Source organism: Alkalihalobacillus sp. BA299 (assembly GCF_017745675.1).
Lineage (GTDB): Bacteria > Bacillota > Bacilli > Bacillales > Bacillaceae_F > Alkalihalobacterium.
Map to the genome: position 1 here is coordinate 283,185 of NZ_JAFLJM010000005.1, position 18,519 is coordinate 301,703.

Annotated in this window: 15 protein-coding genes, 1 rRNA gene and 1 pseudogene; 13 read left to right on the forward strand and 4 right to left on the reverse strand. The window is 36.1% G+C overall.

From position 1 onward, the window contains the following. Window positions 1-110 precede the first annotated feature (110 nt). The 4 genes from J0N78_RS09155 to J0N78_RS09175 all read left to right on the forward strand — a co-directional run bounded on the left by J0N78_RS09155 (window position 111) and on the right by J0N78_RS09175 (window position 5,997). On the forward strand, window positions 111-1,961 hold the full coding sequence (locus J0N78_RS09155) for a beta-glucoside-specific PTS transporter subunit IIABC (RefSeq protein ID WP_209122732.1): 1,851 nt from the start codon (window positions 111-113) through the stop codon (window positions 1,959-1,961). A 79-nt stretch (window positions 1,962-2,040) separates the two neighbouring features. Then, complete coding sequence (locus tag J0N78_RS09160; RefSeq protein ID WP_209122733.1) at window positions 2,041-3,483, forward strand: glycoside hydrolase family 1 protein; 1,443 nt, start codon at window positions 2,041-2,043, stop codon at window positions 3,481-3,483. An 813-nt stretch (window positions 3,484-4,296) separates the two neighbouring features. Then, window positions 4,297-5,517 carry a NupC/NupG family nucleoside CNT transporter gene (locus J0N78_RS09170; RefSeq protein ID WP_209122734.1) on the forward strand — a complete coding sequence of 407 codons (1,221 nt, stop codon included), beginning with the start codon at window positions 4,297-4,299 and terminating at the stop codon, window positions 5,515-5,517. 318 nt (window positions 5,518-5,835) lie between these two features. Further along, on the forward strand, window positions 5,836-5,997 hold the full coding sequence (locus tag J0N78_RS09175; RefSeq protein WP_209122735.1) for a XapX domain-containing protein: 162 nt from the start codon (window positions 5,836-5,838) through the stop codon (window positions 5,995-5,997). A 147-nt stretch (window positions 5,998-6,144) separates the two neighbouring features. On the opposite strand, the gene J0N78_RS09180 is transcribed toward J0N78_RS09175, so the two are convergent. Beyond that, a complete protein-coding gene (locus tag J0N78_RS09180; protein WP_209122736.1) occupies window positions 6,145-6,525 on the reverse strand; it encodes an SET domain-containing protein in 381 nt (126 codons plus the stop codon). A 199-nt stretch (window positions 6,526-6,724) separates the two neighbouring features. Between J0N78_RS09180 and J0N78_RS09185 the strand changes: the two genes are divergently transcribed. Next, window positions 6,725-7,609 carry a sporulation protein gene (locus J0N78_RS09185; RefSeq protein WP_209122737.1) on the forward strand — a complete coding sequence of 295 codons (885 nt, stop codon included), beginning with the start codon at window positions 6,725-6,727 and terminating at the stop codon, window positions 7,607-7,609. 213 nt (window positions 7,610-7,822) lie between these two features. Here the strand turns inward: J0N78_RS09185 and cyoE are convergent, their stop codons facing one another. Beyond that, window positions 7,823-8,740, reverse strand: coding sequence for a heme o synthase (gene cyoE / locus J0N78_RS09190; protein WP_209122738.1), 918 nt, complete (start codon window positions 8,738-8,740; stop codon window positions 7,823-7,825). 370 nt (window positions 8,741-9,110) lie between these two features. On the opposite strand from cyoE, the gene J0N78_RS09195 reads away from it, so the two are divergent. From J0N78_RS09195 to eutH, 6 genes are all read left to right on the forward strand, one after another. Then, entirely contained in the window at window positions 9,111-9,584 is a 474-nt protein-coding gene (locus J0N78_RS09195; protein ID WP_209122739.1) for a hypothetical protein, read from the forward strand. Window positions 9,585-9,751: 167 nt separating this feature from the next. After that, a complete protein-coding gene (locus J0N78_RS09200; RefSeq protein ID WP_209122740.1) occupies window positions 9,752-10,777 on the forward strand; it encodes an ABC transporter substrate-binding protein in 1,026 nt (341 codons plus the stop codon). Between the two features lie 99 nt (window positions 10,778-10,876). Next, complete coding sequence (locus tag J0N78_RS09205; protein WP_209122741.1) at window positions 10,877-11,890, forward strand: FecCD family ABC transporter permease; 1,014 nt, start codon at window positions 10,877-10,879, stop codon at window positions 11,888-11,890. Beyond that, a complete protein-coding gene (locus tag J0N78_RS09210; RefSeq protein WP_209122742.1) occupies window positions 11,883-12,920 on the forward strand; it encodes a FecCD family ABC transporter permease in 1,038 nt (345 codons plus the stop codon). Before J0N78_RS09205 ends, J0N78_RS09210 begins: the two co-directional genes overlap by 8 nt. Before the next feature lie 197 nt (window positions 12,921-13,117). Then, window positions 13,118-13,510, forward strand: a complete 393-nt coding sequence (locus tag J0N78_RS09215) for an acyl-CoA thioesterase (protein ID WP_209122743.1) — start codon at window positions 13,118-13,120, stop codon at window positions 13,508-13,510. Between the two features lie 60 nt (window positions 13,511-13,570). Then, window positions 13,571-14,665 (forward strand): ethanolamine utilization protein EutH, encoded by a 1,095-nt coding sequence (gene eutH / locus J0N78_RS09220; RefSeq protein ID WP_209122744.1) that lies wholly within the window; start codon window positions 13,571-13,573, stop codon window positions 14,663-14,665. 125 nt (window positions 14,666-14,790) lie between these two features. On the opposite strand, the pseudogene J0N78_RS25765 reads toward eutH, so the two are convergent. Both J0N78_RS25765 and J0N78_RS26155 read right to left on the reverse strand, forming a co-directional pair. After that, window positions 14,791-15,492: pseudogene (locus J0N78_RS25765) on the reverse strand (DUF2515 family protein). Further along, window positions 15,468-15,881: a DUF2515 family protein gene (locus J0N78_RS26155; protein WP_209122747.1), complete on the reverse strand. Its 414-nt coding sequence runs from the start codon at window positions 15,879-15,881 to the stop codon at window positions 15,468-15,470. Before J0N78_RS26155 ends, J0N78_RS25765 begins: the two are co-directional and overlap by 25 nt. A 283-nt stretch (window positions 15,882-16,164) precedes the next feature. On the opposite strand from J0N78_RS26155, the gene ytvI reads away from it, so the two are divergent. Together ytvI and J0N78_RS09245 are read left to right on the forward strand one after the other, a co-directional pair. Further along, window positions 16,165-17,262, forward strand: coding sequence for a sporulation integral membrane protein YtvI (gene ytvI, locus J0N78_RS09240; protein WP_247747209.1), 1,098 nt, complete (start codon window positions 16,165-16,167; stop codon window positions 17,260-17,262). 657 nt (window positions 17,263-17,919) lie between these two features. Continuing rightward, window positions 17,920-18,519 (forward strand): 16S ribosomal RNA (locus J0N78_RS09245); the annotation flags it as partial.

The window sequence follows — 18,519 nt, forward strand, 5'->3', positions numbered from 1 at the left end:
GGAGGGATTATTATTGAATATCGCCATGAAGTAAATACTTTTAAAGAGTTGAATTATACAGTAATTATTATTAAAACTATTTCTACACAACATGAACAGGAGGAGAAACAATGAGTTACGAAGCATTAGCAAAAAAGATTTTACAAAACGTTGGTGGAGAAGAGAATATTTCGAGTTTGGTCCATTGTGCAACTCGATTGAGATTTACATTAAAAGATACGAATAAAGCAAATAAAGAGGCATTACAAGCAACAGACGGAGTATTAAGTGTCGTTCAAGGTGGTGGCCAATTTCAAGTCGTTATTGGGTCACATGTTGGGGAGGTTTATAAAGAAATCATGAAGATTACCAATATTGGAGCCAATACTGATTCCTCTAATGAAACAAAGGGTTCTATAACATCACAAATTTTTGATGTAATTTCACGAAGTTTCCACCCTTTATTAGGTGCACTTGCAGGAGCAGGGATGCTTAAAGCATTGTTAACGGTTTTAACAATGGTAGGTTGGTTGTCGCCAGAAAGTGGGACATACTTTATCTTGTCTGCTGCTGGAAACGCTGTCTTCTTCTTTCTTCCTATCTTTTTAGGAATTACGCTTGCGATTAGACTTGGCGCAAACCCTTATGTCGGTGGAACAATTGGAGCAGCACTTCTTGAGCCCAATTTGACAGGTTTATTAGCTGATGGAGGAGCAACATCGTTCTTAGGAATTCCTGCGATTATCGTCGATTATTCCTCAACGGTTTTCCCAGTTTTTATTGCGGTGTGTATGTATGCTGCGTTTGAAAAAATGATAAAAAAGGTCATTCACAAAGATTTACAAATGTTTTTAGTACCGATGTTATCACTTGTTGTTATTGTTCCTTTAACGGTAATGATTTTTGGTCCATTTGGAGTTTATGTAGGAAATGGAATTGGAGCCGTCATTGGGTTCTTAGCTGAAAGAAGTGGTTTAATAACTGGAGCAGTGATGGGAGCTAGCTGGACGTTCTTAACCCTATTAGGATTACACTGGGGACTTGTTCCGATTATCATTGGAAACCTTGCTGCAGGCGGAGATCCACTCGCTTCTATGCTTTCGGCGGCAGTATTCGCTCAAATCGGTGTAGCACTAGGTATCTTCTTTAGAGCAAGGGACAAGAAGCTTAAAGCGTTGGCTGGTTCAACGATGCTACCAGGGGCGTTAGCTGGTATCACAGAACCAATTCTATACGGTTTAATTCTACGGTACAAACGAACGTTAGTCTATGTAGTAGGTGCTGGTGCCATCGGTGGAGCAATTAATGGAGTGCTCGGGTCAAAAGCAGTGGTGTTCAATTTCCCAAGCTTCCTCTCAATTCCTGCCTATTCACCTATGGGATTGCATGCAATTGGTGTTTTAGTCGCATTTTCATTAGCTGTTCTAGTAACAGTTTTCATAGGGTTTGAAAATAAAAACGAAAAAATTGTAAAGAATGAAACCGTAGCAGCTGGAGAATCGGTAGTTGTAGAAAAGCATTTAACGAAAAAAGAAAGCATTGTTAGTCCAATCTCTGGGGAAGTAAAAGCGCTTAGTGAAGTGAGTGATTCTGCCTTTGCATCCGAAGCAATGGGAAAAGGAATTGCCATTGAACCTTCAGTAGGAGAAGTGGTATCACCAGTCAATGGAACCATTTCAGCTGTTTTCCCAACTGGACATGCAATTGGTATTACATCAAATGATGGAGCAGAAATTTTAATTCATATTGGGATTGACACAGTGCAGTTAAATGGAAAATATTTCTCGCCTCAAGTAAAGCAAGGCGATAGAGTTAAACAAGGCGATCTTTTAGTGAATTTTGACCTTGATAAAATTAAAGAAGCTGGTTTCGAGGTGACAACTCCTGTCATCATTACGAATACAGATCGCTATATTGAAATCGTGGAATCAGATAAGAGAAAAGTTCAAGCGAAAGAAAGCTTATTAACACTTCTTGTGTAAGTTTATCAAAGGGGAAATAATGCTTCACCTTTCCCCTTTTTTACAAAATATAAAGAATATGGTTTAGGAGGAATAACAGATGGATGTATTAACAAAAAAATTTCCAGAAGGATTTCTATGGGGAGGCGCTACAGCTGCAAATCAATTAGAAGGTGGATTTCATGATGGGAATAAAGGATTAAATATTGCTGATGTTCTTCCTGGAGGAAAAGAGAGATTAAACGTATTAAAGGAACCAGGTTTTAATTTTGAAATTGACAAAGAAAAATATAGCTATCCAAACCATGAAGGAATTGATTTTTATCACCGCTATAAAGAGGATATCGCGCTATTTGCTGAAATGGGCTTTAAAGTATATCGTATGTCGATTGCGTGGACGCGTATTTTCCCAAATGGCAATGAATTAGAAGCAAATGAAGAAGGGCTAGCTTTCTATGACCGTGTGTTTGATGAATTACACAAGCATGGTATTGAGCCAGTCGTAACGATTTCTCACTATGAAATGCCATTAAACCTTGTTAAGGAATATGGCGGTTGGAGAAGTCGTGAAGTTATTGGGTTCTTTGAACGTTACGTTAACTCCATTTTCAATCGTTACAAAGATAAAGTGAAATACTGGATGACGTTCAATGAAATTAATAGTGCCTTACATTTCCCGATTATGAGTATGGGATTCTCGATTGAAAAAGAAGAAGATAAATATCAGTCGATTTTCCAAGCATTCCACCATCAATTTGTCGCTAGCAGTATTGCAGTAAAAGCATGTCACGAGATCATTCCAGATGCGCAAATTGGATGTATGATTATTTTTGCCCCTGTTTATTCTTACGATTGCAATCCAGAAAATGTGATGTATGCCCTGCAAGAAGAGCGTATATTCAATTATTTCTGTGGTGATGTACAAGTCCGTGGTGAATATCCTGCGTACATTAAGCGATTTTTTAAAGAACATAATATAAAGCTTGACATTCAAGAAGGCGATTTGGAATTAATCAAGGAGCATACGGTTGATTACATCGGCTTTAGTTACTACATGTCGCTTACGCAGAAAAAAGACAAAACAGGTCTTGAAAATACTCCTGGTAACCTTCTTGAAGGAGTAAAAAATCCGTTTTTAAAAGCAAGCGACTGGGGCTGGGAAATCGACCCAACTGGTTTGCGGATTACGTTAAATAAACTTTATGATCGTTATGAAATTCCACTTTTTGTCGTGGAAAACGGTTTGGGAGCGTACGACAAGGTCGAGGAAGATGGCTCTATTCAAGACGACTACCGTATTGATTATTTACGCAACCATATTGAAGCGATGCGTGAAGCGGTTGTAGATGGTGTGGAACTAATGGGCTACACAAGCTGGGGTTGTATCGATTTAGTCAGTGCGTCAACAGGTGAATTCTCGAAACGTTACGGCTTCATTTACGTCGACAAGCATGACGATGGCAGTGGTACATTAGAACGTAAGAAGAAAAAATCTTTCTATTGGTATAAAAATGTAATTGAAAGTAATGGTGAAGCTTTATAGATCTTTTAATATGATTAAGGGGCTAAGATCTACCTCCAGTACTTTAAGAAATTCATCATTCTTTTGAGATTTATTACTCAAAAGAAGGCATCTGCTTAAAACAATGTGAAAGTTGCTGAAAGGATTCTCTTCGTGAGCGGAGAGGGTCCTTTTTTATTGTATGGTAAGATATTATAATTAGAAGAGCTTCCCTTATCTGTTTGCCTATTTCGAGTTTTTAAGCGTTTTACTCTTCATGTTGGTAAAACTCGACCTGATATGGGTGAAGGGTGTAAAGAAAAAATAGACTATAAATTTATAAAGTTCATCTGCAGCACGTACTTTCCTCGAAAGAAAAAAATGAAAGTCTAGATACCTTTTAATTATCGAAAAATCAAGCAGGATATTGAAAATGGTGCTTTAACACCAGGGCAACAATTACCATCGATAGTTGATAATTTTACCGGTTAGGTTTTTTTATGAATAAGGGTTTACGAATAAGTGAAAATGTATTAAGATAAACTTAGTCGACAAGAGGTCAGACATCATACGTCATACAAGGATTAATAGAAGAGGTTTTGTAAAAAAATGGGTTGGTTTCTTAAATGGAAATATTAACTTATTTTTTTGATGTAATGATAGATAAAAAGAAGGAGGTCTATAGGTTATCAATAAAATTGATAGAACTACTCTATGAATTAAAAGAGCAAGTAACTCAATTATTATAAAGCCTTCATTTACTATTGCATTAATTGTAAGCGTTTTAATAAAGTTCTTATCATTCATTATTTTTAGAAATTTAAAAAGTTAAATACAGGAGAGAGGGTCGTGGTTATGAATTTATTATGGGGTATTTTAGGAATTATTACTGTTTTTGCAATTGCGTTTCTATTTTCAACTAATCGAAAAGCTATTAATCTACGAACGATTATAGGTGGTTTAATTATTCAGTTATCATTTGCTTTTATCGTTTTAAAATGGGATGCAGGGCAAGCTGCTCTTCAATGGTTAACGATGCGAGTGACGGATGTTATAAATTATGCAAATGAAGGGGTCAATTTTCTTTTCGGAGGCTTGTTTGTAGAAGAAGCTAATGTTGGATTTATCTTTGCATTCCAAGTGTTAACGGTTATTATCTTCTTTTCTTCATTAATATCAGTGCTTTATTATATCGGTGTCATGCAATGGTTAATTAAGCTACTTGGAGGAGCACTTTCTAAAGCACTAGGGACTAGTAAGGCTGAATCGATGTCAGCAGCTGCTAACATTTTTGTTGGACAAACTGAAGCACCACTTGTTGTTCGTCCTTATTTAAATAAAATGACAAAGTCAGAACTATTTGCTGTAATGACAGGTGGACTTGCATCTGTTGCTGGTTCTGTATTAATCGGATATTCATTATTGGGAGTCCCACTTGAGTATTTATTAGCAGCGAGCTTCATGGCTGCACCTGCTGGCTTAATTATGGCAAAAATGATTATTCCTGAAACTGAAAAATCAAAAACATCGGATGAAATTATTATTGAGCGAGATAAAGAATCAGCAAATGTAATTGATGCTGCGGCACGTGGAGCGGGTGTTGGGTTACAACTAGCACTAAATGTTGGTGCTATGCTTCTTGCGTTTATTGCTTTAATCGCATTAATTAACGGATTGCTAAGCGGTATTGGTGGTTGGTTTGGCTTTGAAGGCATTACGTTGCAGTCCATTCTCGGAATACTTTTTGCACCAATTGCATTTGCTATCGGTGTTCCTTGGTCAGAAGCAGTTGCGGCTGGGAGTTATATTGGACAAAAGCTCATCTTAAATGAGTTCGTGGCTTATGCTGCGTTTGCACCAGATATTCCACAATTGACAGATAAAACGGTAGCAGTCATTAGCTTTGCACTATGTGGATTTGCTAATATCAGCTCTTTAGCTATTCTTTTAGGGGGACTTGGTGGACTTGCTCCAGAGCGACGTAGTGATATTGCACGTTTAGGTTTACGAGCTGTTTTAGCAGGATCTCTTGCATCTTTATTAAGTGCAGCTATTGCTGGTATGATGATATTTTAAATGATGTAAAAGTGTTAGCGTTATACTGTCTTACAGTTTTAGCGCTAGCTCTTATTCATAGGCTGTTTTCGTAGACTTTGTTGCTTTTGGACCGTTTTTTGAAAATAAAATAGCCTTTTCAAGACAAATTCATTTGTCTGATCGGCTATTTTATTTTCAAAACCTTCACGCTATGCGTGAAGAGCCAAGCATCCGCTTGGCTTACGGTTCAAAAGCTAAAAGCAACAATCTTTGAGAAAAGAGCCTATTCATAAAAGGATACTATGCTTGAACAAAGGGATATAAAAATATAAATGATTAAGGGAGAGTTCGATTTTAATGAAGGAATTATTGTTGAGTGTATTAGCAGGGGTTATTATCGGTATTGTATTTAAAGTAATCCGCCTTCCACTACCAGCACCACCCGTTTTAGCAGGGGTCCTTGCTGTGTTTGGAGTGTATGCAGGAGGAATGATTGCTAGCTGGTTATTTAGAATATAACACTTCTGAACACCAGTCGAGTTAAGAAGCCAACAAAAAATTAGTAAAAAGACTAGGACACAATTTTAAACTCCTAGTCTTTTTTACAAATAACTGTGGCTATTGATGTATGGGAGTTCGGTGTTTGCTCATGTGCTCTAACTTATTTTAAGTATTTTTGTTGAACCAAAGTGGCTCGTTATCATCAACATCACCATTATAGTTAATAAAAATCTCTTCACCTTTTTTTATATCCTTGTAAGCATAGTAGTCAAATGTATGGTTGTCAAAATTTATTTCATACGTCGCATTCGGTTCATACGAATGATTGAACAGCATCCCGTAACCTAGAACGATTGCTGTGTGGTTAATCCCATATTCATACACATAATCGCCAAGTATTGTTTTTTCAATATATTCGTGCTGTTCATTAGGGTAAGGGACAACAGGTGCTTTATGGAATAGCTGTCCTTTTGGGATATTTTCAGTTGCAAAAACACCTCTATTAAATTCACCTTCACTAATATTCGAGTTCTTTACTTCAATCATGTTAGTCACCTTCGCATTCTGCTTTATTGATTTTATTCATTAAGTCCATTTGAATGTAACATTACAAGTCACAGACGACAATATAAAAGTCTTAAAAGATGCTGTCTATTTTAGTTTTTCATTAGTATCTTTTGAATTATAAGACTTATTATGATGAAAATATCAAAAATTATAAAGACGATAATGGTGCGAATGGTTAATGTTAAAAGGTGCCAAGGTTGGAATAAATAAAATAGTATGGTTTTTTACAAAAGAATATTGTAGTATTGTGAATATTAGAATTGAAAAGAGTGTTCAAAAAAAGAGATCAAGTCTTTTTTGGAGTGAATTTGAACAACTTCTTGAAAAAGTGACGAAAAGTGTAAAAGGGGGAGAAGTAATAATGTTTGAGAAAATCTTATCAAGCATTGGCATCGGCTCTGCAAAGGTTAATACAGTGCTTTTGAAAAAAGATATTGAACGTGGAAAAGTAACGAAAGGCGAAGTTCATATATTCGGAGGTAAATCGGAACAAAAAATATCAAAAATTTATATTCATGTTGATTCCGAATTTCATAAAAGTGATGATGACATGACCGAATTTCGTAATATCACAGAGCCTATTGTAGAAATCGAAATTACGGATGTGGTAACGGTTTCCCCTCATGAAGAAAAAATAATTCCGTTTTCTTTTATTTTGCCGTACTATACGCCGATTACATTTGGGAAACAAAAAGTCACGTTACAGACAGAACTAGATATTAATTTTATCAATCATCCAGTTGAAACTAATGATTTTAACGTTACTGATCAGTGGCTAAATGAAATATTAAGTTATTTAAATATGTGTGGGTATACACATACTAATATAAGCGGTGTTTGTAGACACAAAACAACCGTTGATAGCACTCCAACCCATTGTTTACAAACTTTTAATTTAGTAAATGATAAAGGGATGAAAGTTTATTTTGTCGGAAACGAAAAAGATATTCATATCTATGTTTATAATAAGGATCGTGTTCTCCACCATCCGATTTATAGAGATAGAGATTTACAAGAGCAATTGCAAGAGGTCGGGCAACTATTAAAAGCGGATGGGATTTGATTGTATCTCCACTAGGATTACTGTAATTAGTGTTTTGAGCTTGTATTTTTGTAACTGATATGGCTGATAGTTAAAGAATTCAACTCATTTACAAAAATAAAAAGAGTATCCTGCGAATACTAAACGGCTTCGCGGGATACTCTTTAACGTTGAACATAATTTGAAGCAGGTTATTAAATGAATCAACGAAGCTTTTTTACTGTTACCTTCGTTTTACAATTTAAACAATATGCCGATAAGAGAATAGATTATAACGGTTGAAAATAGGATCGTCATATGAATCAGTGAGAAAATAAACAATGATTTTGCCCATTTTTCTGAATCCATATTTCTATACCCATAAATACTTAAAATAAGCCAAATAATACCTAAAAGAAGCGCGACTAGCATAAGGCCAAGACTAAGTGACCCTAAAAGAAAGCTTGTCGCAATTAAAATGATTAAATAAACATTAGTCTGTAAATATGTTCTTCGTATACCTTTAACTACTGGGAGCATCGGCACCTTTGCCGCTTTATATTCTTCGTGTTTACGAATAGCGATCGCATAGAAATGAGGCATTTGCCAAATAACTGCAATCACAAAAAGGCCTAGAATAGCAGGGTGTGTAATATCTGGATAAATAGCAGCCCAACCGATAAGAGGTGGCATTGCACCAGAAATACTTCCAATCTCGGTATTATATATTGTCTTTCTTTTGCTCCACATCGTATAGGGAATGACATAAAAAAACAATCCTAGAAAGCCTAGGAATGCGGCTAGCGGCGTTGCTAGTGCAAGTATGACGATTCCAGCGATCGACATAGAGATGGCAAGCCATAATACGGTCTTAAGCTTAATTTCGCCAGTCACCGTTGGCCTTATTTTCGTTCTCTCCATTATAGCATCAATATCTCGGTCATATAAGTTATTAAACGCCCCAGCAGCTCCAATAACTAATATCGACCCGACTAAAGCAAAGATAATATCTGGAATTTTTTCAAACAAGCTATATTGATACGTGTATAAAGCCAATGTCAAACCAGCAAACATTGTAATTAGATTCGATTTAATAATTCCAGTTTTAACTGTTAGAGCCAAATTTTTTAAAAGGCTCTGTCTCGGAGTCGTTAGGTTCTCTTCCCCTCGCATTATTTCCCTCTTCCCTTTTACTAGATGATCAGATGCGACCATACTCCAAATGAAAATAGTATGAATGAAAGAAAACTTTTACAAAAAAACAATTCATTTGAAACTAGTAGGAATTTATATACTATAGGGAATATTAATGTTATCTGGTGTAGTTGTCAAGAGAATGGGAGAGATTGATCAGAAGAAAGGTTTAAGTCATAATTAAATCGTTTATTCACATGAAGATTTGAAAACAGAATTCTGTAAAAAGGTTAAGAATTATCTAAAAGTTGGTAGCGATTTCGGATTGACGCTTCTCGATTTTTGCTTTAAAATGAGAATTAATATCAATGAAGATGAGTATTATTCTCAGTGGCGGAGGTTGTGAAATATGAGCTATTCGATTAATGGTTTTCATGATTTTTATACGATTCTTTCTAACGAACGGAAAATTGGTGGAGTTATAGAAGCGGAAAATATTAAACTAAGAACTGGGGAGGTATTTGATTACCCTGTTTTTACAAATATTGACTATTCTGGGTCTGTTTTTTACTCAGTCGGTTTCATTACAGATAAAGGTATTCGTATGATTGTCCATGTAAATGATATTAGTATGATAACATCACCACTTCATAAAAAAGTAGCTATGGTTAATAATGAATATTACAAGCGATTGAAAATGAAGGAAAAATTAAAGTACTTAAAAAGACTTTATAAGGCAGATCAAGGTGCTTTTACAAAGCCATTCTTAGAAGAAGCAAAATTAATAGTGGAAGATATTGGTGTAAAACCTTTGGAGAACGATCAAGAAATTGATCAAGAGTTGATTTTCAAGATCAGTAATAAAGTTATTAAAATTGCGTAATAACGTTCAAAAATGGTGTCAGGCACCTTTACTGTCCTAAAGGTGCCTGACACCATTTTTTTTAGAAATTTAATATTATAAAGTTATTGACCTAATGAAAAGACAAGGATATAATAATCATTGTTAGTAATGATAATCAGTCTCATTTAAAGTAGGAGGAATTTTTAATGTCAATCACATCACATTCATTAACAAGAAGTAACATTTTTTCGTTACTTGCCATCTTTTTCGTATCTTTACTTATTTTAGCTGGTTGTGGGAATCAAGAAGCACCAGCTGAGGAAAGTGAAGGAACAGAGCAAACAGAACAAACAGAAACACAGGAAGAAGAAACTGCTTCAGATAGTGTTAGAGAAATTACACATGCAATGGGAACAACAACAGTTGAAGGAACACCAGAAAGAATCGTTACACTATATCAAGGAGCAACTGATGCTGCCGTAGCATTTGGTGTAACTCCAGTCGGTGTAGTCGAATCTTGGGTACAACAACCTGTGTATGATTATTTAAAAGCTGATTTAGAAGGTGTTGAAATTGTTGGGTTAGAAACTCAGCCCAACTTAGAGGAAATTGCAAAGTTAAATCCAGATTTAATTATTGCATCAAAACTACGTCATGAAGAAATCTACGATCAGTTATCTGAAATTGCACCAACAGTTGCTCATGAAACTGTATTTGCATTTAAAGAAACGGTAGAATTAATGGGAACAGCAATGAATCAAGAGGAAAAAGCAAATGAGCTTCTTTCAGATTGGGATGCTCGAGTAGCTGACTTCCAAACAAAAGTACAAGAAAAATTAGGTGAAGAGTGGCCTTTAAATGTATCTATTCTTAACTTTAGAGCAGACCACGCTCGTATTTACTTTACTGGGTTTGCTGGATCAATTTTAGAAGAGCTTGGATTTACACGTCCTGAAAATCAACAAAGTGAAGAGTGGGGAGTTCAATTAACGGATAAAGAAAGTATTCCTGAAATGAACGCTGACGTATTCTATATCTTTAATGAGGACGATGAAGCTGTTCAAAAAACATTTGAAGAGTGGACAAATCATCCATTATGGAGTAACCTAGATGCTGTTCAGAAAGAGCAAGTTTATATGGTAGATGAAGTAACTTGGAACATGGCTGGTGGGATCATTTCTGCTAACATGATGTTAGATGATATCTACGATCGTTTTGAGTTAGAAAAATAAATGTTTTAATGAGCAAGGTTAGGAGGGAGCGGTTTCATTCTTCTCCCTACCCTTGCTTTGTTTTGTTTTAAAATAGTCAGTAACAGAAAGAGGAAGAAAATGACGACTTTATTTTCCCGTATACCGAAAACAGTAAGTTTACTTCTCGTTTTTTGCTTATTTATTATTTCTTTTAGTTTAAGTATTGTACTTGGAAAAACACCGATTCCATTAGAAATGGCAATCGATGCTTTTTTAAACTACGATGAGACAGTGACTGAGCATGTCATTATTACAACTTCCCGTCTTTCGAGGGCAGTGATTGCTACTGTTATTGGAGCAAGCCTTGCAATTTCAGGAGCGTTAATGCAAGCATTAACTAGAAATCCGCTAGCAGCGCCAGATATATTTGGTGTAAATGCTGGTGCATTATTTTTTATTGTATTTGCGGCGACTTTCTTTTCGATGTCTTCATTAGTCCATTATATGTGGGTAGGGTTTTTAGGAGCAGCGGTTGCTGGAATTTTAGTGTATGTCCTTGGCTCGATTGGTAGAGACGGGCTGTCTCCTATTAAGATTGTATTGGCAGGGGCTGCAATAACGGCTTTATTTGTATCCTTTACACAAGGTTTACTAGTGATTAGTGAACAAAATTTACAAAGTATCTTGTTCTGGCTAGCAGGATCTGTAGCAGGAAGATCAGTAGATATGTTATTACCTATCTTACCTTTCATGTTAGGGGCAACGGTAGTAGCGATGTTTTTAGGAAGGGCTGTAAATATTCTTATGTCAGGTGAAGACGTTGCGAAAAGCTTGGGCCAACGTACGATACTCACAAAGATATTTATCGGGATTGTTATCATTTTTCTAGCTGGCGGTTCTGTTGCAATTGGGGGCGCCATAGGTTTTATCGGCTTAATAGTTCCACATATGGTTCGTGGTTTAATTGGAGTTGATTATAGGTGGGTTATTCCTTTTTGTGCTTTCATTGGAGCGAGTTTGTTACTTTTAGCTGATATCGCTGCACGCTTTGTCATTATGCCACAGGAAATGCCTATTGGGGTTATGACTGCGATGATTGGGACTCCATTTTTTATTTATATCGCTCGTAAGGGGTTGACAAAAAGTGAGTAATTATGTTTTTCGAAATAAATCAGGTTCGATCTCCTTTCAAGTTTCAAAAAAAGCCATTGCAATTATATCAATTTTATTTTTCTTTTCATTATTTTTATTTATTCTTGCACTTTCAACGGGAAGTACTTGGATCCATCCATTTGCTGTCGTAGCGCAAATTCTTGGCTTAAATAACGGAGAACATGAATTTGTTATAAATACTCTTAGACTTCCGCGTGTTCTTCTTTCCTTTCTAGTTGGGGTTGCATTAGGTGTTTCAGGTTTAATTTTACAGGGGATTGTCAGGAACCCGCTAGCCGCTCCCGATATTTTAGGAATAACGGGTGGAGCAGCAGTCGGAGCTATTTTTTTTATTGTAAGTTTTTCAGGGATAATTAGTATGAAATGGCTACCTGTAGCTGCTATTCTCGGCGCTGCTTTAGTTTCTATTATTATCTATTTATTATCGTGGAAAAAGGGTGTAACACCTATACGTTTAGTCCTCATTGGGATTGGTGTCGCTGCTGGAATGAAAGCACTAACTACGATGATGATCGTATTAAGTGAAATTACTGTGGCAAGTAAAGCATATCTTTGGTTAACAGGAAGTGTTTACGGTGCGAATTGGAATGATGTATATGGTATGCTCCCATGGGTACTCATTTTTATTCCACTTACTTTATTTTTTGCAAGGATTGTAAATGTCAAAGAACTAGGTGATGATGTGGCTCTAGGTTTAGGAGTTAGAGTACAATTTTATCGCTTTCTTTTATTATTTATTAGTGTTGCATTAACGGGTGCTGCTGTAGCATTTGCGGGTGGAATTGGCTTTGTTGGTCTCATCGCCCCTCACATTGCAAGAAAGTTAATCGGTCAATCATTTACAGCGCTAGTCCCTATTTCAGGATTAATAGGGGGACTTCTTGTTGTCATAGCAGATGTTGTCGCTAGAACAGCATTTTTACCGCTTGATATTCCTGCGGGGGTATTTACCGCTGGTATTGGGGCACCATTTTTTATTTATTTGCTATTTAAAAAGCGAAATATGTAATGGGGATCGCCCTACATTGTGAAGAAGTTGAGTGGACGAGTGTATTCACAAGGTAAAACAGGATAGATGATGCTTATGAAAAGGTGGAAGGTGACTCATAAGTGTCTGCTCTACTGTGTAGTTACTAAGTTTAAAATTCTTTATTATGCTTAAAATATAGTATAATATATGCTAAAACAAATGTAGGTGATGTTCTGTTGAAGACTGTAATAAATATCAATGTAAAAGAAACCGATATTGATGATTTAGGACATGTGAATAATAGTATATATGTTTCTTATATAGAAAAAGGACGTAGAGACTGGTATCAAAAGGCTGGCTTCGTATTTGATGAAAAACAAAGTTTAGGTACTGTTGTATTAAGGCTCGATATTTTGTACCTTCAAGAAGCTAGGTTAGGAGATTCGCTTAAGATAATCACTCGGCCGGTTCGATTAGGAAATAAGAGCTTTGTTTTGCATCAAGACATCTATAATCAATTGAATGAACATATTACAGAGGCTACAGTTACATCGGTTATGTTTGATACAGTTCTTAGAAAAAGTACCCAAGTCGTGGCTGAAATTGCACGTCATTTTGAAGGTTGTTAAAACAAATTTAATTAATTAGTAGTAGCAATATAAGTGTGTGCTGTTAAAGGTGGTATTTTGGTGGGGATCAATGACATCATAGTCTATATCATGGTAGCTTTCCTTTGTTTAGGTGCAATTGATAAATGTATAGGTAATAAATTTGGTTTAGGTGAGAGGTTTACGGACGGGTTTAAAGCCATGGGTCCTTTAACATTAGCCATGGTGGGCATTGTATCTTTGGCTCCGGTGGTTACTATGATCTTAACGCCAATAATCGTTCCAATATATAATCTAGTAGGAGCAGACCCTGCCACTTTTGCCAATATTATATTAGCTCTTGATATGGGAGGATATGCTCTTGCTCGGGAAATGTCTCAAACTGCCGATGCTGAATTATTTGCATGGGTCTTTTTAGGAACGATGATGGGCCCAACCATTGTTTTTACTATACCTGTAGCTCTAGGAATTATTGAAAAAGAGGATCAACCGTATTTTGCAAAAGGAATACTTCTAGGAATCATCACGATTCCATTAGGATGTTTAGTTGGTGGAATGGTAGCTAATTTAAGCTTAAACATAATCTTAATAAACCTAATTATTCCAATTATTTTTTCAATCATAATTTTGGCAGGATTATGGAAGCTTCCAAATCATATGATAGGAGCTTTTCGGATTTTCGGAAAAGGAATTGAAATTGTGGCGATCATTGGATTGACTGCGATTATCATTGAAACTTTAACGGGGATAGTCGTTATACCGAATATGACTCCAATAGATGAAGGGATTATGATCATCGGTCTGATAGCAATTATGCTAGCAGGAGCATTTCCTATGGTTACCTTTATGATTAATGTGTTTAATAACTATCTGATTAGACTAGGTAAAATATTAGGTATTAGTCAAGTGGCCACAGCTGGTCTTGTTGCTTCATTAGCTCATAATATCCCTATGCTATCAATGTTAAAAGAGATGGAGCCACGTGGAAAAGTGATTAATGTAGCATTTGCAGTTAGTGGGGCTTTTGTTTTTGGTGGGCACCTTGGGTTTGTTGCTGGGATGAACAAAGAGATGGTTTTTGCGATGATCGTTGGTAAGCTTGTAGGTGGAATCACAGCTGTTATTCTTGCTAGTTTGGTAACATCCACTCATGAAACGTCCACAATAATAAAATAAAGACGGTGTAACCAAAGGAAGAGTAAAAGTAATGCCATTCATTTGAATGATTTAACAGTCCAAGGCCTGCTGAAGCATATTCAAATAAAGCAACGCCTATGAATAATATGAGGAGGATGATCAACTTAAAGAAACGATTCACAATAATCTTCATAAATATCTCCGTCCACTTCTGTATCATTTTTTTGTAAATAATAAAGATCCGTCCAGTCGCGATACCAATCTCCTTTTTCAGCTGGTTCATGTTCAACATCTTTCCAAACAAATTGTAGCTTTGGACTGTAGATCCGCTTGGCACCAAGTCTTAATTTGCAGTTTATTGTTCGTCGTTTAAAAAGCTCACTAGGCAGTGATTCGTTAATGTCATTAAAGATCTTTGGCCAATAATCCCTTCTTGAACCAGTATGAGGGTGCGTTAAAGACCACTGGTAAATGTGATCGTAAAGTGTTTCGTCAAACAGCAGTTCATACAATCGTTTGCCTAATGAAATTCGGTCATGTAAGGACGAGAAATGAAATATACTTTGCCCGATCACATCCACTTCGTTCTCTTTTTTATAGGGGAATAAAATTTGGTTTTAGCTAAATGGCTCCTGTATTTTAAATTTGAACGTTTCTAGCACTGTTTTTTGGAAGAATCGGTTTTTAATCACTCTTTTTTCTAAATAACTTTGTTCATTTATGACTAGTCCAATCGCTAATGTGTATTTATCATTGGTTCGCCAAAAGTAATTCCACAGGGCGTACATAAACTTTGAAACATCAAAAGATGGTAAAAGATGAAAGAGGTTGGTTTGTCTTTTCACACTTTCTCGATAAAGTAGCATTTGCGGAAAGACATCTTGAAATATAAGCCAATTACCTTCGCTCTAAAAACTTGAAAAACTCCTTCCTTCCTTTCTTGACTTGATAGTACTCGTGATAACAAATCTCCTTTTAAATCCGTCATGTTCCAAGCGCCATTTCTAGAAACCATATGACCTAATAATGCCCAATGGATTTCAGGAAACGTTTGATAAAACTCAAGATAAGCTTGAGTTCGTGTGACATTGTTTCGATTTTTTTGTCCGGTTTCGCTTTTAATTTGATCAATAAGGAATTGTTCATCGGATACATGCTGTTCAAACATTGTTGGGTAGGTAAGTTTTTTTAACTCTTTTTTTAATTTTTTTAGATGTTGAGGTAGCTTTTGAGTAAAACACCGCTGTTCTTTCAAGCCGTTCACCCCTTTTTGACCTTATAATGAAATTTTTATGTTTCAGCTGATGAAATATGAATCATATTAGATAAAGTTCCGATGAGAGGAGCTATTTCTGAATTAACTTGGATTTTAATAACGAATTGGTACCGTAAAAGTGGAGGGTGTAACAACAGATGTACCTTTGATGCTCTCTAATATTGCAGAACTATATTTTAAAGGTATAAAATACCAATATAATGACATTTACAAAGTAAAAATTAGAGGAGCAAAACAGGTGAGTGAGAAGAGGATTCTTAGATTGATTTTACGTGTGTCGATTGTGCTGTTTTTAGTCACTGTTGTTGGTTTACTGATTTATTTTACGTTTAGGTTAGCTTATCCATTTATTATTGCAGCTGGATTTGCTTTCCTTTTGAATCCATTAGTAAATCTCTTAACTAAAAAACTGAAAATCCCAAGAGGTCTATCCGTATTAATTAGTATTCTATTATTATTTGGAGTATTGGGCAGTATCATTTTTTTATTAATCCTTAAAATTATTGAAGGAATTGAATATCTCTCTCTTCAAATTTCAGGGAATATTGAAACAAGTTTAATGTATATTAATAGTTTATTAAATCAAAATGTTATCCCATTATGGGAAGAGATTAATCAGCTATTTAATAACCTAAATAATACACAGCAAGTAACGGTTCAAGAATATATTCAGGAATATGGTCTTGAATTGGCTACATTTCTTGGGAAGGTTGGACAAGCACTGGCTAATGGACTATCACAATTTATTAGTGTTTTACCGATTACCATTACGGCAATTTTGTTTATTTTAATTGCGATGTATTTCATTAGCAAAGATTGGGATCGAATAGGAGAATTTTTAAAAGGGGCGATTCCTCCAACCTACTATCAAAAAATGCAGGATATCAATCACGAATTAAAGACAAAAGTAGTTGGTTTTTTCATAGCCCAAATCATATTAATTAGTTTGTCGTTTGTAATCATTATTGTAGGGTTCATGATCCTTCAAATAGAAAATGCTTTAACGATTGCGGTCATCGCCGCCGTATTAGATTTTTTGCCGTATTTAGGGACGGGGTTAATTTTTGTGCCTTGGATCATTTATTGTTTGATTACTGGAAATTACTTTTTGGCATTCGGGTTAATGATTTTATACGCTTTAGTCCTTGTTCAAAGGCAGCTTGCTGAACCGAAAGTCCTTTCTTCAAATTTGGGAATTAATCCGTTGGCGACTTTAATCTCTCTTTTTATTGGCTTACAGCTTTTTGGATTTGTTGGTTTAATTATTGGTCCTGTTACATTAGTGATTTTAGTGGCGCTATACCATGCCGGAATATTACAAGGGATTGAGTTATTTATTAAAGGAACGAATGAAAAATAAGAAAGGTAAGTTAAGTGTTGGGGTAAAAAAAAATTAATAAAAAAGGTAAATTAAAGGATGTTGAATACTGCATTGTGGTTAGGGTTAGAACGATTATGATTACTGGTGATCATAAAATAACGGCTTCTGCTATGATAAGAACGAGTGTTTGTGATAAGTGAGGTGAGTACGTTGCTAGTCAAAAAAGCATTTAAATTCCGTATTTTTCCAAATGAAGAACAAACTGAACAAGAAGGAAAATAAGTAATATAATTCTACTATATTAGTATTGAAGAAAAGATAAAAAAATTTTAGAAAAGTATTGCGTTATCTTACTATATTTGATATATTATTTCTTGTCGCTTCTGAACGACACAATGATTTATCAGCAAAAATTATTTTCAACTTCAGCTAAAAAGGTGTTGCAGATAATAAAGAAACATGATAAATTATTGAATGTCGCTCTTAAAAAAAGCGAAAAACAACAACTAATAACTTACCAAAAATTAGTTGTTGATTAAAAGTTGATAGCGTGGTAAGATATATTTCCTGTCGCTAACAACGACATCATAAGTTCTTTGAAAACTGAACAAAAAGCCAAGCGAAATAAAGAGATACATGATATCTCGTCAATGTTTTAAAACGTCACGTTTGTGACAATGAGCTTAATCAAACACTTTTATGGAGAGTTTGATCCTGGCTCAGGACGAACGCTGGCGGCGTGCCTAATACATGCAAGTCGAGCGGACCAATTAAGAGCTTGCTCTTAATTGGTTAGCGGCGGACGGGTGAGTAACACGTGGGCAACCTGCCCTGTAGACTGGGATAACTTCGGGAAACCGGAGCTAATACCGGATAATCATTGACACCACATGGTGTCAATGTAAAAGTTGGGATTTCCTAACACTACAGGATGGGCCCGCGGCGCATTAGCTAGTTGGTGAGGTAACGGCTCACCAAGGCGACGATGCGTAGCCGACCTGAGAGGGTGATCGGCCACACTGGGACTGAGACACGGCCCAGACTCCTACGGGAGGCAGCAGTAGGGAATCTTCCGCAATGGACGAAAGTCTGACGGAGCAACGCCGCGTGAGTGATGAAGGCCTTCGGGTCGTAAAGCTCTGTTGTTAGGGAAGAACAAGTGCCGTTCGAATAGGGCGGCACCTTGACGGTACCTAACCAGAAAGCCACGGCTAACTACGTGCCAGCAGCCGCGGTAATACGTAGGTGGCAAGCGTTGTCCGGAATTATTGGGCGTAAAGCGCGCGCAGGCGGTCT

Coding starts and splice junctions, on each gene's coding strand:
- J0N78_RS09155 (WP_209122732.1), top strand. CDS start 111: ATGAGTTACGAAGCATTAGCAAAAAAGATTTTACAAAACGTTGGTGGA.
- J0N78_RS09160 (WP_209122733.1), top strand. CDS start 2,041: ATGGATGTATTAACAAAAAAATTTCCAGAAGGATTTCTATGGGGAGGC.
- J0N78_RS09170 (WP_209122734.1), top strand. CDS start 4,297: ATGAATTTATTATGGGGTATTTTAGGAATTATTACTGTTTTTGCAATT.
- J0N78_RS09175 (WP_209122735.1), top strand. CDS start 5,836: ATGAAGGAATTATTGTTGAGTGTATTAGCAGGGGTTATTATCGGTATT.
- J0N78_RS09180 (WP_209122736.1), bottom strand. CDS start 6,525: ATGATTGAAGTAAAGAACTCGAATATTAGTGAAGGTGAATTTAATAGA.
- J0N78_RS09185 (WP_209122737.1), top strand. CDS start 6,725: ATGTTAAAAGGTGCCAAGGTTGGAATAAATAAAATAGTATGGTTTTTT.
- cyoE (WP_209122738.1), bottom strand. CDS start 8,740: ATGCGAGGGGAAGAGAACCTAACGACTCCGAGACAGAGCCTTTTAAAA.
- J0N78_RS09195 (WP_209122739.1), top strand. CDS start 9,111: ATGAGCTATTCGATTAATGGTTTTCATGATTTTTATACGATTCTTTCT.
- J0N78_RS09200 (WP_209122740.1), top strand. CDS start 9,752: ATGTCAATCACATCACATTCATTAACAAGAAGTAACATTTTTTCGTTA.
- J0N78_RS09205 (WP_209122741.1), top strand. CDS start 10,877: ATGACGACTTTATTTTCCCGTATACCGAAAACAGTAAGTTTACTTCTC.